This window comes from Mesorhizobium sp. M0664, from assembly GCF_040320565.1.
Lineage (GTDB): Bacteria > Pseudomonadota > Alphaproteobacteria > Rhizobiales > Rhizobiaceae > Mesorhizobium.
Genome location: NZ_JAMYPW010000012.1, coordinates 67,518 through 81,304 on the forward strand (window position 1 = coordinate 67,518; position 13,787 = coordinate 81,304).

Here is a 13,787-nt window from a genome sequence, read left to right on the forward strand (position 1 = left end):
CCGTCCTGGAGGTATGCCGGGCGGCCATCTAAGCCGCCCGGCTGATCTCAAGTCTTACTTGACGTTGGCGCCGACGACGGCATCCCAGTTCTTGGTGATGGCTTCCTTGGCCTTGCCCTGCTCGTCGAGCGTCGGGAACACCGCGGCTGCATAGGACTCGGCCGGCGGCAGCTTGGCCATCACGTCAGCCGGGAGCTTGCCATTCTTGGCGAGGTCGTTGAAGCGGATCGGGTGACAATAGCCCTTCAGCCAGCCGACCTGGCCTTCGTCGGAATAGAGATATTCCAGCCACAGCTTGGCAGCATTCGGGTGCGGCGCATAGGCGCTGATCGCCTGAACATAGACGCCGGCGACGACACCGGTCTTCGGCACGACGACGTCGACCGGCGGATTGCCCTTCAGCGTATCACGGCCGGCAAGCGCGTTGTAATCCCAGGTTACCAGGATTGGCGTCTGGCCTTGAGCAAGCGTCGCGGGCTTGCCGATGACCGGCACGAAATTGCCGGCGGCGTTGAGCTTCTTGAAGAAGTCGAGACCAGCCGTGCCGGCGGCTTCGCCGGCAGCCGCACCGCCGGAAAGCCCGGCGGCATAGACTGCCTGGATGGCCTGGTTCGAAGCACGCGGGTCGCCGGCGAGCGCCACGGTATTGGCGAATTCCGGCTTCAGCAAGTCGGCCCAGTCGGCCGGCGCTTCCTTGACCAGGTCCTTGTTCACCAGAAACGAAAGCACGCCGTAATAGTCGCCGGTCCAAAAGCCTTCGGCATCCTTGGCGCTGTCCGGGATCGAGTCCCAGGTTGATACTTTATAAGCCTGGATCAGGCCATCCTTCTTGGCGGTCGGGCCGAAGCTCAGGCCGACGTCGATGACGTCGGGCGCTTGCGGGCCCTTGTTGTCCTTGTTGGCCTTGATCGCCTCGACCTCGTCGCCGGAGCCGGCATCGGGGTTGAGCTCGTTGACGGTGATCCCCGGATATTTTGCCTTGAAGCCGTCGATGACCGCGCCGTAGCCGCACCAGTCATGCGGCAGCGCGATGGTGGTGAGCTGGCCTTCAGCTTTGGCTGCGGCGACCAGTTCATCCATGGACTGGGCCGACGAGATGGCAGAGGTCGCCATCAGGGCGACGGCCGAAAGGGAAAGCAGTTTTCCCGTGAATTTGAACATGTGTTCTCTCCGTTGAACTGACGCCGTTGGACGCCTGCGATGCGGTATCGTTTTCGTGTGACAGCCAGATGAAAGCTTTGTGAAAGCGATGCCCCGCAGTATGAAAAAGTAAACTCTTTTTAACCGGCTGTAGCAATCGCTTCGCGATTCTTTTTCCGGCTAACTAGTTTCGATCTTGCCTTTCATCTTTCCCCCTTTCCTTTGCCTCTTTTCTCAAGTCGATTTCCGATGCGAAAATTGTCTCAGACGGTGCCGGCGATGGCGTTTTCGAGCAGCGTCAGCGCCGCCTTCTTGGTCAGCTTGACCGGGTTGCCGCCGGCGGTCGGATCGACCACCGCCATGTCGGCAATCAGGCCCTTACGCTTCTTGTCCATGTCGAGCCCCTTGATCAGGCCGGGCAGCGCATGCGGCACCTTGAGCTCCTTGCGCAGCTTGATGATCGCCTTGGCAAAACCGTCGAAGCCGCCCTTGATGCCGCAATAGGCGGCAAGCCGGGCGATGCGCGGCTCGATCGCCTCGCGGTTGAAGGCCAGCACGTAGGGCATGAACACGGCGTTGGTCATGCCGTGGTGGCTATCGTAGAGCGCGCCGATCGGATGCGACAGCGAATGAATCGCTCCAAGCCCTTTCTGGAAGGCGGCCGCTCCCATGGCAGCGGCGCTCATCATGTTGGCGCGGGCGACCAGATCCTTGCCGTTGGCATAGGCTTTCGGCAGGTTTTCGAAGACCAGCCTTATGCCTTCCACGGCGATGCCGTCGGCCATTGGGTGATAGCCCGGCGCGCAATAGGCTTCGAGACAGTGAGCGAGCGCATCCATGCCGGTGCCGGCGGTGATGAAGCCCGGCATCCCGACCGACAGCTCCGGATCGGCAATGACGATCGCCGGCAAGAGCTTTGGATGGAAGATGACCTTCTTGGTATGGGTCGCTTCATTGGTGATGACGCCGGCGCGGCCGACTTCCGAGCCGGTGCCGGCGGTGGTCGGCACGGCGATGATCGGCGCGATCGCATCGGCATCGGCGCGTGTCCACCAGTCGCCGACGTCCTCGAAATCCCAGACCGGCCGTGTCTGCCCGGCCTGGAAGGCGATCAGCTTGCCGAGGTCGAGCGCCGAGCCGCCGCCAAAGGCAATGACGCCGTCATGCTTGCCCTTCTTGAACACGGCAATGCCGGCGGTCAGGTTGGAATCCACCGGGTTCGGCTTGACCTCGGAAAATACGCCATAGGGCACCGTGGCGTCGTCGAGGATCTTCAGCGTCGAGGCCACCACCGGCAGCCTGGCCAGTCCCGGATCGGTGACGAACAGCGGCCGCTTGATGCCGGTCGCCGCCAGCACCTCCGGCAGCTCCTTGATGCGTCCGGCGCCGAAGCGGACGGTCGTCGGGTAATTCCATTTGGAAACGAGTTTTGTCATTTCGACCTTCTTGACTGCTTTCGTGCTCTCGGATGTCGTCAATTCACAAAGGTATTGGCCACACGGTCTGACCGCATCATGTACGGAATCCAGATGGCTGCGGCCCAGACGGAACGGTAAATTCCGCGCATCGTTTCGCTGTCGAACGCATCAGCCAAGGTTGGAAAGCTCTCGCGAAAAACCAGATGCGCGGCCCATGGGTCGAGGATGGCATATACCGGCATCGCGACTGCCCAAATCATGTACCAGCCCGGGAATATCTCCCAGCGCTTGAACATGAAGAACAATAACAGGACCGGGGCTGTAAGGCTTAGAACGCCTGCTGTCACCAGTTCGGCAACGAGCAGCGCACCTTGAGAAAAACTGAAGGCCTGCCAGTCGAAGCCGAGATAGTCGGTATTGTGCAGTTGTACCAACCCCAGTATCGGCGTGAGCATCAACCCGAGCATCGGCAGGACAAGCCATCCGCCGATACCCTCGGGACCCTCACCATCTGGCAGCGCCGATTGTTGTGTATCCGCCATTACTCCCCCTCAACAGCGATCGCATGCCTGTCGATCGCCACCTTAGATCACCTCGCGCAGATGGTATGATTTCGGCCTGGTCAGATTGTCGTAGCCGATGGCCGACAGTGCCGCGCCCTTGCCGGTGTCCTTGACGCCGGTCCAGACCAGCGCCGGGTCGAGATAGTCGCAGCGGTTCATGAACACGGTGCCGGTCTCGACACGATCGCCGATCGCCGCCGCATGCTCAATGTCGCGCGTCCAGATCGAGGCCGTCAGCCCATAGGGGCTGTCGTTCATCAGCGCGATCGCCTCCTCGTCGTTGCGCACCTTCATGATGCCGACGATCGGGCCAAAGCTTTCCTCGCGCATGACGCTCATCTGGTGGTCGACCTGGGTCAGCACTTCCGGCGCCAGATAGGGCGAACCTTGCCTGTCGTTGGCCACCTTCATATCGATGTGCGCCTTGGCGCCCTTGCGCAACGCCTCGGCCTTCTGCTCGCGGATCAGGTCGGCGAAGCGCGCCTGCGCCATCGGCCCCATGGTGGTCGCCTGGTCGAGCGGATTGCCGACGACGTAGTTCCTGGTCTCGGCAATGAAGCCCTCGACGAATTCATCGTAGACCGTCTCATGCACATAGACGCGCTCGATGCCGCAGCAGCACTGGCCGGAATTGTAGAAAGCGCCGTCGACCAGATTGGCAACGGCATGGTCCATCTTTGCGTCCGGCAGCACATAGGCCGGATCCTTGCCGCCGAGTTCGAGGCCGAGCGTCATGAAGGTGCCCGCCGCCGCCTTCTCGATGGCGCGGCCGCCGGCGACCGAGCCGGTGAAGTTGACATGGTCGATCTTGCCGGAGCCGAGCAGCCTTTCGGTCTGCGCGTGGTTCAGGACGAGGTTCTGGAACAGGCCCTTGGGCAGGCCGGCCTTATCAAACGCCTGCTGAAACCGCTCGCCGACCAACAATGTCTGTGCCGCATGCTTGAGGATGACAGCGCTGCCCGCCATCAGCGCCGGCACGATGGTGTTGACGGCGGTGAGATAGGGATAGTTCCACGGCGCGATCACCATGACGACGCCGAGTGGCACCTTCTTCACATAGCGGCGAAAGCCGTCCTTCGGATTGGAGGCCATGACCGGCTTCAGGGCCGCCTCGGCGATCTCGACCATGTAGCTGACGCGTTCCCTGACGCCGCCGAACTCGCCGCCATAGCGCACCGGCCGGCCCATCTGCCAGGCGATCTCCGGCACGATCTCGTCGGTCATGGCGACCAGCGCTTCCAGCATGGCAAGCATGTATTTGCCGCGCTCGATGACCGGCGTCTCAGCCCACTTCTCCTGCGCCGCCTTGGCACGTTCGACCGCGGCACCGATCGCCTGGTCGGTGGCAAGAGGCCGTTCGGCATAGATCGAACCGTCGACGGGGGATTTCATCTTGACCGTTTCGGTCATGCCTTGGGTCCTCGCATTCTACAATAATGTCGTTGGTTAGCGCCGCCCCTCATCCGCCTGCCGGCACCTTTTCCCGTATACTGACGGGGAGAAGGGACAAGCTCAGCGCCGGGCCGCCTCTCCCCCGTTCTTCACGGGAGAGGCTGAGGGTGAGGAGCGGCGCCAACGTTGCCAGATTATTCAATACCGCTCGAACCCCCTGTGCAGTTCCCAGTCCGTAATCCGGCGGTCGTACTCGAACTGTTCCCAGTGTGCCGTGTGGACGTAATGTTCCAGCACATCGTCGCCGAGCGCTTGCCTCAGCATTTTCGATTCCGCCAGCGTCGCGGTGGCGTCGCGCAATGTCTTTGGAATTTCAGGCAGCTGCGAGGCCTGGTAGGCATCACCGACGAAGGGCTTCTGCAGTTCAAGCTTTTCATCGATGCCGGCAAGCCCGGCCGCGATCAGCGCGGCGAAAGCCAGATAGGGGTTCAAATCGGCGCCGCCGATGCGGCATTCCATGCGGATGCCCTTGGTGCCCTCGCCGCAAAGACGGAAACCGGCGGTGCGGTTGTCCTCGCTCCACATGATCTTGGTCGGCGCAAAGGTGCCGGCCTGGAAGCGCTTGTAAGAGTTGATGTAGGGCGCGAGGAACCAGGTGAATTCCTTGGCATATTTGAGCTGCCCGGCCGCCCATTGCTGGCCGAGCGTCGACAGCGTCCACTCGGCATTTTTGTCGTAGAACAACGGCGTCTTCCCGTCGGCGCTCCACAGCGAATTATGGATGTGGCTGGAATTGCCGGCGAGCCCGTAATTGTACTTGGCCATGAACGAGATCGCCTTGCCTTCGGACTCGGCGATTTCCTTGGCGCCGTTCTTCAGGATGACGTGGCGGTCGGCCATGTCGAGCGCCTCGGCGTAGCGGACATTGATCTCCTCCTGGCCTGGCCCCCACTCGCCCTTCGAATTCTCGATCGGGATGCCGGCCGCCTCCATCTCGTTGCGCAGCCGGCGCATCACGCCTTCTTCCTTGGTGGTGATGCCGATCTGGTAGTCGCCGATATAGGGCGATGCCGTCTCGAGGCCCTGCCAGTGCTTCTTGCGGGCGGAATCGTAGGTTTCGCTGAACAGATAGAATTCGAGATCGGAAGCGAAATAGCCGATATAGCCGCGATCCTGCAGCCGCTTGACCTGCTTCTTCAGCATGGCGCGCGGCGAATGCGCCAGGTCATCATGGGTATGGTGGTCGAGCACGTCGCAGATCACCAGCGCCGTCTTCTCCAGCCACGGAACGCGCCGCAGCGTCGCAAGGTCCGGCTTCATGACGAAATCGCCATAACCCTTCGACCAGCTCGCCGCCTTGTAGCCGGGCACCGGTTCCATATCGATGTCTGCGGCCAAGAGATAGTTGCAGCCATGCGTCTCGTCATGCGCGGAATCGACGAAATAGCGGGCCAGGAACCGCTTTCCCGCGAGCCGCCCCTGCATGTCGACGATGCAGGCCAGCACCGTGTCGACCTCGCCGCCGGAGACCGCTTGCTTCAACTGATCGAACGAGAAATTTCCGGCCATTCCTTTGGCACTCCAGCGCTTGTCGTTTCGGGCTTGTCACTTTGAAAAGGAAACGGAAACCCATGGCCGGCACGATGCCGGCCATGCTCATCAGAGAGCGTCAGGCGCCGGCCTCGCCGACAGCTATCTCGGCTGCCTTGATCGCCGCCTGGCGCTTTGCGATCTGGTCGCCGATGGGCGGACCCTGGAAGCGGCGGTTCTCGAAACCGAACCAAAGCACGGCGGTCAGCACAATGAAGCCCAAGGTGATATAGAGCACTTTGTCGTTCGGCGGCTGGATGGCGATGTAGAAGATGATCGCCATGCCGATGACCGACAGGATGCAAAACAGCTTGAACAGGCCGGCGCCGAGGTTCCATGGGCCGGGGTTCGGCCATTTTTCCGTTCCGAAAGCCATCATGCCGAGCACGATCGGAATGATGAAGGACAGAAACAGGAACACCAATGTCGAATTGACGACGATGGTATAGATGTTCGTGCCGCCGACCGAGATGAACTGGGCAAGAAAGACATAGATTACCTCGAGCACAGCAGCCGTCCAAATCGCATTGACCGGCGTGCGCCAGGTCGGGCTGACCTTGGCTAGCGAGGCCGAGCCGACCGGCATGCCGCCGTCACGCGAGAAGGCGAAAAGCATGCGCGAGGCAGAGGTGACCGTTGCCAGACCGCAGAGGAACTGCGCGATCAGGATGCCCAGATAGAGCAGTGTCTTCAGCCACGCCGGCAAGATCGCGTCCATCGTGGCGAAGAACACGCTCCAGCCCTGCTTGGCGCCGGCCGCCAGATCCGGAATCGCCAGTACGATCGCGCACAGCATCACCCAGCCGATCAGCGACGACCAGACTACGGACGAAACGATTGCCCGCGGAACCGAGTGCGCCGCCCTCAACGTTTCTTCCGAAGTATGCGCCGACGCGTCATAGCCAGTGATGGTGTAAACCGGCAGCAGCAGGCAGAGCAGGAAGAGATACGTCATGGAATCGGACTGCGGGAAAACACCGCCGCCCGCGTCGCCCGAATAGTTCGTGAACGTCCACAGCCGCGTGATGTCGATCGCTGGAGCAAACATCAGGCAGGCGACGATCAGCACGGCTGTCGTTGCCAGGATCAGGAAGCCGGAGGCGTCCGTCAACATAGCCGTCAATTTGATGCCGAAATGATTGAGCAGCGCCTGCAACACGGTGATGAAGGCGACAAACCCGACGATCTCACCAGGCGTGCCAGTCATGCCGAAGGCTCCGCCGAAAGTGCCGACGAAGAAGAAAGCAGTACCGATGTTGATGGCGCCGAGCACGGTGATCAGGCCGAGCAGATTGAGCCATGCGGTGAGCCAGCCAGTGAAACGGTTCCCTAGGATGGATGCCCAGTGATAGAGGCCGCCGGCGGTCGGAAATGCAGAGGCGATCTGGGCCATGGCGAGCGCGAAAAATCCCGAAACCATGCACCCGACGATCCAGCCGATGCCAGCGCCGGCGCCACCGATGGACGACGTCGCTTGCGCGAAGGAATTGATGCCGCCTGAGAGGATGCAGATGATCGAGAACGAGATCGCGAAATTCGAGAAGCGGCTCATGCTTCGCGACAGTTCCTGAGCATAGCCCATTCCGTGGAGAACTTTCAGGTCCTCCTTCTTGTCAACTTCGCTGTAACCCGGTGCTACCATTTTAAAGTCCCCTTTTGGTTTCTTAGCTGGCCGATTGAACTGACTTTCCGACTGCGCTTGGTCTGGAGTCCTTGGCCGCTTCGGGCTCCAGATTGAGAAAAATACCGGTGAGCAGATCCGCCCATTTCCGCTGCCCGGCCGCGCCGGCGATCTCGTCGTTGCGGATTTCAATCATTGCGCAGGGCAGCCCGCGCGAGCGCGCATGGCGTTCCAGCGTGAAATAGACCCGGTCGGCCGGCGAATAGGGTTCGTTGACGCCGACGCTGACGCCGGCAAGCCGCTTCAGTGTCGCGATCAGCGGCGCCGCCAGCCGGCGATCCTCGTCGTGGATGATGCCGATGTGCCAGGGCCGGCTTTTGCCTTTGTAGAGCGGCGTGAAGGAATGGATCGAGACCAGCCTGGTCTCCCGCCCGGCCGCCAGGCGCTCGTCGATGACCGTTGCGATCCGCTCGTGAAACGGTCGCCACGCCAGCGCGATGCGCGCCTCCCGCTGGTCGGCCGAAAGTCCCTGGTTGGCCGGGACCACGGTTTTTTCGCTGGCGCTGACCGTCACTATCAGGTCCGGCGCGTCGAGCGGCCGGTTGCAGTCGATGACGAGCCGCGAGATGCAGGTCTCGACCAGCGTCGCATCGAGCGCCTCGGCCATGCGGCGCGCCACCGGCAAGGCGCCGGGATCCCAGGCGATGTGGCGGGAAAGTTCCTCGGCGGCAAGGCCGAGCGTTCCGAATTCCGGTGGAAGGAAATTGGAGGCGTGGTCGCAGGTCAGCACGAAAGGGCTTGATCCGCCGGGGTTCGTCACCCTTACGGTTTCAGGCGATGCAAGGCTGGCGGGCCGTGCTGTCTCCATTGTCTGCTGTCCCCGGGGAGCGCTGTATCGTATGTTACGTATTTTGCCTCATTGCGTCCCTGCGGATGATTTCATACAGTTTGGCCGGCTTTGTCAAACGCGATTTCGATAATGCGCTAACGGCACGGCCAGGGTGGGGAAAAAGCATGGTTTCGAGCATTGCCGAACTGATCTCCGACCGTATCGGCACCATGCCGGCCGGCGAGCGGCGCGCAGCGCAAGCGCTGATCGCCAGCTATCCGCTGATCGGGCTGAAGACAGTCGCCGAATTCTCGGCTACGGCCGGCGTATCATCGCCGACGATCCTGCGTTTCGTCGCCCGGCTCGGCTTCCAGAACTATCCGGAATTCCAGTCGGCGCTGCAAGACGAACTGGCGGCGCAATTGCAGTCGCCGGCTTCGCGCACCCTCAATCCGCCATCGCAGGGCGCCAGCGCCGTCTCGCCAATGCTGGAGGCGACGCTCGACAACATGCGCGAGACATTCCGGCATCTCTCGGACAAACAGCTTGCCGACATCGTCGCCAAGCTAGCCGACCGGCGCGGCAAGACATTCCTGATCGGCGGCCGCTTCACCGACCCGCTGGCGCGCTACATGGCCGCCCACCTCGCCATCATCCAGCCCAACGTTTTTCACCTCGGCGGGCAGGAAAGCGTCTGGCGCGACCGACTGATCGACATGGGCAAGCGCGACGTGCTGGTGATCTTCGACATCAGGCGCTACCAGGACAGCTTGGTCCGTTTCGCCGAGACGGCCAACCAGCGCGGCGTGCAGATCGTGCTGTTTACCGACCAGTGGCTGTCGCCGATCGCCCGCTTCGCCCGCCATGTCATCGCCGGGCGCACCGCCGTGCCTTCGGCCTGGGACTCATCCGCCGCGCTTTTTGTCGTTGCCGAAGCCCTGATCGGCGCGGTCACAAGGCAGCTCGAAGCCGACGGCGCCAAACGCATCCGCGAACTGGAAAGCCTGCGGTAGAGCTCCTCCGGAAAGGCACGCCTTTCGCTTCGGTCTAGTCCACTAGAAAACTGATCATCTGCAGGATCAGGATCAGCAAAAGGACGCCAAAGACAGTCGCAACCACCGCTGCCAGCAGGACGGTGCGTTGTTTCTTACCCATGGCTTCCCCCCCGACAGCATAGTCCCCGTCCACGACTGCGAATATCAGTCCCGCCCCACTGCTCGGCCACCTCCCAACTCCTCAAGACCCGCCTGCGGCTTGGGCGGAGGAGTAATGACGACTGGTTCACGTGCGAAATGAACCGCTTACCAAGGTGCTCGCTAACGGGCACGGCCGCATCATTCATCCGACCCATGTCACGGCCGAATGACCACCTTGCATTTCGGGCTTAACCATTCAGCCGCTAAGCGTGCCCCACTCCAGCTACTTTACCCATGGCAAGCATGATCGAAGTCCGGCTAACCTTGTCGACGTGAAGCCGCTTCCTTGAACCAAAGCGCGGTGAACTGCGCGGAGGAATTCGATGAGCTATCTGGACGAGCTGTTCTCAGTCGCCGGCAAGACGGCGCTGGTCACCGGCGCCGCGACCGGCATCGGCCGCATGGCGGCGACCGCTCTGGTCATGGCCGGCGCCTCGGTGATGATTGCCTCGCGCAAGGGCGAGGACTGCGCCAAGGTTGCCGGCGAGTTGAACGGACTTGGCGCATCCGGCCGGGCGGAAGGTTTTGCCGGCGACGTCTCCAGCGAGGCCGGCATTGCGGCGCTTGTGGCCGAGGTCAGGGCGCGGACCGAGCGGCTGCATATCCTGGTCAACAATGCCGGCATCTCCTGGGGCGCGCCGCTGGAAAGCTTTCCCTACCATGCCTGGGCCAAGGTGTTCGGCGTCAACGTCAGCGCGGTCTTCCACCTGACGCGCGAATTGCTGCCTCTGCTCGAGGCGGCCGCCGGCGATGCCGACCCGGCCCGGGTGATCAACCTCGGATCGGTGATGGGCACGCAGCCGTTGGCCGAAGATGCCTACTCCTACTCGGCCTCGAAGGCCGCGGTTCACCACCTGACGCGCATCCTGGCAATCGAGTTCGCCGCCCGCCGCATCACCGTCAACGCCTTTGCGCCTGGCCCTTTCCAGAGCCGGATGACGGCCTTCGCCACCGGCACCGAGGACCAGGCAAGACACATCGGCAACCACGTTCCGATCGGCCGCATCGGCGCACCGGATGACATTGCCGGCGCAACGCTCTATTTGTGCAGCCGGGCCGGCAGCTATGTCACCGGCGCCATCCTGCCGATCGATGGCGGGCAGTCGGTGCAACACGGGCTGACATTGTTCAAGGAATGAGACGCACGCCATCCGGCAACGAAATGCCGGGGGTGAAGATGGAGGACATCAGCGTGGAACCGATCAGTCTCGATGTGCTTCTGGCCAACGTCGGCAAGGAAGTCGGCGTGTCGCCATGGCGGGTCGTCACCCAGCGCATGATCGACCAGTTCGCCGATGCCACCGACGACCATCAGTTCATCCATTGCGATCCGGAACGCGCCAGCCGCGAAACACCGTTCGGCGGCACCATCGCGCATGGCTTCCTGTCGCTTTCGCTGTTGTCGGCGATGACCTTCGAAACCATGCCGCCGCTGGAAAACAGCAAGATGGGCGTCAATCATGGCTTCGATTCGCTGCGCTTCCTGGCGCCGGTGAAGACCGGCTCGCGCATCCGCACCCGTTTCGTGCTGGCCGACGTCAAGGTCAGGCCGTCGGGGTGGGTGCAGACGGCGCACGACGTGACGATCGAGATCGAGGGCTCGAAGAAACCGGCGCTGACCGCGCGCTGGCTGACGCTGACGCTGATCGAACGCCAGCCGGAAGCGGTCTGACTCTCGTCGGGCTGAGAAGCCCGAATCTATCTGTGCCAAATCTATTTGGCTTCGGCCGCGACGTACTTCATGTGGCGGCTGACCTGCAGCGCAATGTAGACGACCAGTGAACAACCGATTGGGAACACGATCTCGTTGAGGCCGGTTGCGATCGCCTGCGGCATTGCGAGAGCAGCGTCGTTCGCCGCGGCCGTCTCGATGGTCAGCACCGTGATGCCGCCGCCGAATACCGCGCCTATCAGGGCGCCTGCCAGCGCGAAATGGAGCGGACGCGGTTCTTCCTTCGATGCCAGCGACGCCAGTGCCCAGCCGAGCAGCCCGTATTCGATCGCCCGCAGCACACCGAGCGTCGTGAGCGACAGGATGGCCGGCTTTGCCGCCGCGTCCAGCGCGCTGACCATAACCTTTTGCGTCCCTTTGGCGATGCCCATCGCCAGTGGCGCCGAAATCGCACCGATCAGGCCACCGAGCGAGGCTCGCACCTTGGTGAGCGCCGTGCCGAGGCTGACGCCCGCGCAGACGAAGAACGACCAGGTCACGCCTTGCGCCAGTTCGATCAGAACCTGCGTCGTCGCCGGGTAGGCACCTGCCGCAAATCTGACGGTCAGAATGAGAGCTTCCATGGCGAAGCCGAGCGCGATCGCCAGCCATGCGACCATGACGACGCGCCTGAGCGCCATCCTGGCGCGATGAGAAAGCGGGTCCACGTCCGGCACGCCGGACGAAAGCTCAGTTCCGGTCATAACGGCCTCCCGAAACGAAATTTTTGCAGAGCCGCGAATTAGTCTTTGTCTGTAACAGTCCGATGTTGCCGGCTTTATTGCCTGGTTACATCGTTTTGTGAGGTCAAGCCTCTGCTTCACACCGCCCTTGCCCGACGCCGTACAGCGTATATATGCTGCATCCAGCATCAGTCATAAGGCAGTAGAAAGTTGCAGCTAAGCGTCCAGGAGCGCCGCGAAAAACAAAAGGCCGAACTGCGTTCCGAACTTGTCGACGCCGCGCGCAAGCTTGTCCAGGAAGAAGGCTATGACGGCCTCACCATCCGCAAGCTCGCCAAGCGCGTCGGCTATGCGCCGATGTCGGTCTATTCCTATTTCGCCGACAAGCAGGACATCCTGTTCGCGCTGGCCGAGGATGCCTTCGAGACCCTGGCCAGGCGCATCGCAAATCATACGGCCGACGACCCGATCGAGGCGCTCAAGGCGGTGCTTGTCGAATACGCCGCCTTCGGGCTGGAAAATCCCAACGAGTACCGCACCGTCTTCATGACCGAAAAAGTCAAGCCGCCGACCGGCAAGACCTTTGCCGAGATGGAAGGCGGCAACCCGGCGATGAAAGTGCTGATCGAGAGGGTCGAAGCCTGCGTTGCCGCCGGCAGGCTCAAAGGCGATCCACGCGCCATCGCCACCATGCTGTGGGCGGTCGGCCACGGCGCCATCTCGCTGCTGATCACCTCCCCGTTCTACCCGTTCGGCGACCAGACGACGTTCATCACACGGATCGGCGACATCATGCTCGAAGCCATCGCCGCGCACGAGATTGCGCCGCTCACGCCGCCCGTCAACTGCTGAAGAGCGGCGCTCCTCCCGATCTGCAGGATCTTCTCCGAACGATCCGCGCCACAGCGCCGAGCGTTCGGCAATTCTCCGTACGCGTACGATTCTGCTTGAACATCGGGAGTCCAGGGCGTATCTGTACGCAATACCGTACAAGTACGAGAAATTCAATAGCTGAACCGGAGACCGACGATGAAGAAGGCAATCCTCACGCTCGCCGCCCTGCTGGCGCTCTCTAGCGCCGCATTTGCCGGCAGCAGTCAGACAGGCAAGCAAGAAGCGGCCTGCATCGACACCAAGGCTGATGTGAAGCTCGATTGCGCGCCGACCGGATCGCTTGAAAAGGCGGACGCCGCGGCCCACAAGGCCGGCAGCAAGGGCCCGAGGCTCGGCATCGGCATCGACCCGTGGATCGTGCCAAGCAGCTTCTGAGCCGACGGGCGACAACACGCGGTGATGAACCGAAAGGGCGGCAGCAATTACCGGCCGCCCATCGTGCTGCCTCAGCCCTGCTTTTTGTCACCCCGCGCAGATCACTTCTTGCGCTTCTGTCCCACCACGCTTTTGGGCTTGCCGGGTCTTGCCGGTGCGCCGGGAATGGCCGTTCCGGTGATCGATACCGGATCGCTGGCCGGGAATGTATCCTCGAGGCCTTCCTCGAGTTCCTCTTCGATATCCGTCCCAGTGCGCTGCTCGTCTTCGAAAGAGCGCACGGCCGGCGTCTTGACCGGCGACTTCGGCGCGGAGTTCGGCGGCATTTGCGTTCTCCCTCGGCTCGCTGTCGCAGAACGGGCGGGCGCGGCGAAC

14 protein-coding genes are annotated in these 13,787 nt (G+C 62.2%); 5 read left to right on the forward strand and 9 right to left on the reverse strand.

The features are described 5' to 3' along the window. Positions 1-54: 54 nt before the first annotated feature. From NKI39_RS14470 to NKI39_RS14500, 7 genes are all read right to left on the reverse strand, one after another. The gene (locus NKI39_RS14470) at positions 55-1,161 is read right to left on the reverse strand and encodes an ABC transporter substrate-binding protein (RefSeq protein ID WP_352539376.1); all 1,107 of its coding nucleotides are present in this window, start codon (positions 1,159-1,161) and stop codon (positions 55-57) included. 242 nt (positions 1,162-1,403) lie between these two features. Then, positions 1,404-2,576, reverse strand: coding sequence for an iron-containing alcohol dehydrogenase (locus NKI39_RS14475; protein WP_352612939.1), 1,173 nt, complete (start codon positions 2,574-2,576; stop codon positions 1,404-1,406). A gap of 38 nt (positions 2,577-2,614) precedes the next feature. Beyond that, on the reverse strand, positions 2,615-3,100 hold the full coding sequence (locus tag NKI39_RS14480) for a DUF2569 domain-containing protein (protein ID WP_352767095.1): 486 nt from the start codon (positions 3,098-3,100) through the stop codon (positions 2,615-2,617). Between the two features lie 42 nt (positions 3,101-3,142). Continuing rightward, entirely contained in the window at positions 3,143-4,531 is a 1,389-nt protein-coding gene (locus NKI39_RS14485) for an aldehyde dehydrogenase family protein (RefSeq protein WP_352612942.1), read from the reverse strand. A gap of 180 nt (positions 4,532-4,711) precedes the next feature. Then, the gene (locus tag NKI39_RS14490) at positions 4,712-6,082 is read right to left on the reverse strand and encodes a glutamine synthetase family protein (protein ID WP_352832487.1); all 1,371 of its coding nucleotides are present in this window, start codon (positions 6,080-6,082) and stop codon (positions 4,712-4,714) included. 100 nt (positions 6,083-6,182) lie between these two features. After that, the gene (locus NKI39_RS14495; RefSeq protein ID WP_352612946.1) at positions 6,183-7,745 is read right to left on the reverse strand and encodes an amino acid permease; all 1,563 of its coding nucleotides are present in this window, start codon (positions 7,743-7,745) and stop codon (positions 6,183-6,185) included. Between the two features lie 22 nt (positions 7,746-7,767). Next, complete coding sequence (locus NKI39_RS14500; RefSeq protein ID WP_352818212.1) at positions 7,768-8,592, reverse strand: N-formylglutamate amidohydrolase; 825 nt, start codon at positions 8,590-8,592, stop codon at positions 7,768-7,770. 146 nt (positions 8,593-8,738) lie between these two features. Here NKI39_RS14500 and NKI39_RS14505 point away from each other — a divergent pair, with 146 nt between their 5' ends. The 3 genes from NKI39_RS14505 to NKI39_RS14515 all read left to right on the forward strand — a co-directional run bounded on the left by NKI39_RS14505 (position 8,739) and on the right by NKI39_RS14515 (position 11,421). Beyond that, positions 8,739-9,566 (forward strand): MurR/RpiR family transcriptional regulator, encoded by an 828-nt coding sequence (locus tag NKI39_RS14505; RefSeq protein ID WP_352832490.1) that lies wholly within the window; start codon positions 8,739-8,741, stop codon positions 9,564-9,566. A gap of 506 nt (positions 9,567-10,072) precedes the next feature. Beyond that, positions 10,073-10,888, forward strand: a complete 816-nt coding sequence (locus tag NKI39_RS14510) for an SDR family oxidoreductase (RefSeq protein ID WP_352832493.1) — start codon at positions 10,073-10,075, stop codon at positions 10,886-10,888. 38 nt (positions 10,889-10,926) lie between these two features. After that, complete coding sequence (locus NKI39_RS14515) at positions 10,927-11,421, forward strand: MaoC family dehydratase (RefSeq protein ID WP_031211357.1); 495 nt, start codon at positions 10,927-10,929, stop codon at positions 11,419-11,421. A 41-nt stretch (positions 11,422-11,462) separates the two neighbouring features. Here the strand turns inward: NKI39_RS14515 and NKI39_RS14520 are convergent, their stop codons facing one another. Next, positions 11,463-12,164 (reverse strand): hypothetical protein, encoded by a 702-nt coding sequence (locus NKI39_RS14520; protein WP_352469493.1) that lies wholly within the window; start codon positions 12,162-12,164, stop codon positions 11,463-11,465. 189 nt (positions 12,165-12,353) lie between these two features. Here NKI39_RS14520 and NKI39_RS14525 point away from each other — a divergent pair, with 189 nt between their 5' ends. Both NKI39_RS14525 and NKI39_RS14530 read left to right on the forward strand, forming a co-directional pair. Next, the gene (locus NKI39_RS14525; RefSeq protein ID WP_352832495.1) at positions 12,354-12,995 is read left to right on the forward strand and encodes a TetR/AcrR family transcriptional regulator; all 642 of its coding nucleotides are present in this window, start codon (positions 12,354-12,356) and stop codon (positions 12,993-12,995) included. A 177-nt stretch (positions 12,996-13,172) separates the two neighbouring features. Then, on the forward strand, positions 13,173-13,412 hold the full coding sequence (locus NKI39_RS14530) for a DUF680 domain-containing protein (protein WP_352469490.1): 240 nt from the start codon (positions 13,173-13,175) through the stop codon (positions 13,410-13,412). A gap of 101 nt (positions 13,413-13,513) precedes the next feature. Here the strand turns inward: NKI39_RS14530 and NKI39_RS14535 are convergent, their stop codons facing one another. Beyond that, the gene (locus tag NKI39_RS14535; RefSeq protein ID WP_023675341.1) at positions 13,514-13,738 is read right to left on the reverse strand and encodes a hypothetical protein; all 225 of its coding nucleotides are present in this window, start codon (positions 13,736-13,738) and stop codon (positions 13,514-13,516) included. Positions 13,739-13,787: the final 49 nt, after the last annotated feature.

Excerpts from the sequence above, each read along its gene's own strand:
- NKI39_RS14470 (WP_352539376.1), bottom strand. The coding sequence starts at position 1,161 with ATGTTCAAATTCACGGGAAAACTGCTTTCCCTTTCGGCCGTCGCCCTG.
- NKI39_RS14475 (WP_352612939.1), bottom strand. The coding sequence starts at position 2,576 with ATGACAAAACTCGTTTCCAAATGGAATTACCCGACGACCGTCCGCTTC.
- NKI39_RS14480 (WP_352767095.1), bottom strand. The coding sequence starts at position 3,100 with ATGGCGGATACACAACAATCGGCGCTGCCAGATGGTGAGGGTCCCGAG.
- NKI39_RS14485 (WP_352612942.1), bottom strand. The coding sequence starts at position 4,531 with ATGACCGAAACGGTCAAGATGAAATCCCCCGTCGACGGTTCGATCTAT.
- NKI39_RS14490 (WP_352832487.1), bottom strand. The coding sequence starts at position 6,082 with ATGGCCGGAAATTTCTCGTTCGATCAGTTGAAGCAAGCGGTCTCCGGC.
- NKI39_RS14495 (WP_352612946.1), bottom strand. The coding sequence starts at position 7,745 with ATGGTAGCACCGGGTTACAGCGAAGTTGACAAGAAGGAGGACCTGAAA.
- NKI39_RS14500 (WP_352818212.1), bottom strand. The coding sequence starts at position 8,592 with ATGGAGACAGCACGGCCCGCCAGCCTTGCATCGCCTGAAACCGTAAGG.
- NKI39_RS14505 (WP_352832490.1), top strand. The coding sequence starts at position 8,739 with ATGGTTTCGAGCATTGCCGAACTGATCTCCGACCGTATCGGCACCATG.
- NKI39_RS14510 (WP_352832493.1), top strand. The coding sequence starts at position 10,073 with ATGAGCTATCTGGACGAGCTGTTCTCAGTCGCCGGCAAGACGGCGCTG.
- NKI39_RS14515 (WP_031211357.1), top strand. The coding sequence starts at position 10,927 with ATGGAGGACATCAGCGTGGAACCGATCAGTCTCGATGTGCTTCTGGCC.
- NKI39_RS14520 (WP_352469493.1), bottom strand. The coding sequence starts at position 12,164 with ATGACCGGAACTGAGCTTTCGTCCGGCGTGCCGGACGTGGACCCGCTT.
- NKI39_RS14530 (WP_352469490.1), top strand. The coding sequence starts at position 13,173 with ATGAAGAAGGCAATCCTCACGCTCGCCGCCCTGCTGGCGCTCTCTAGC.
- NKI39_RS14535 (WP_023675341.1), bottom strand. The coding sequence starts at position 13,738 with ATGCCGCCGAACTCCGCGCCGAAGTCGCCGGTCAAGACGCCGGCCGTG.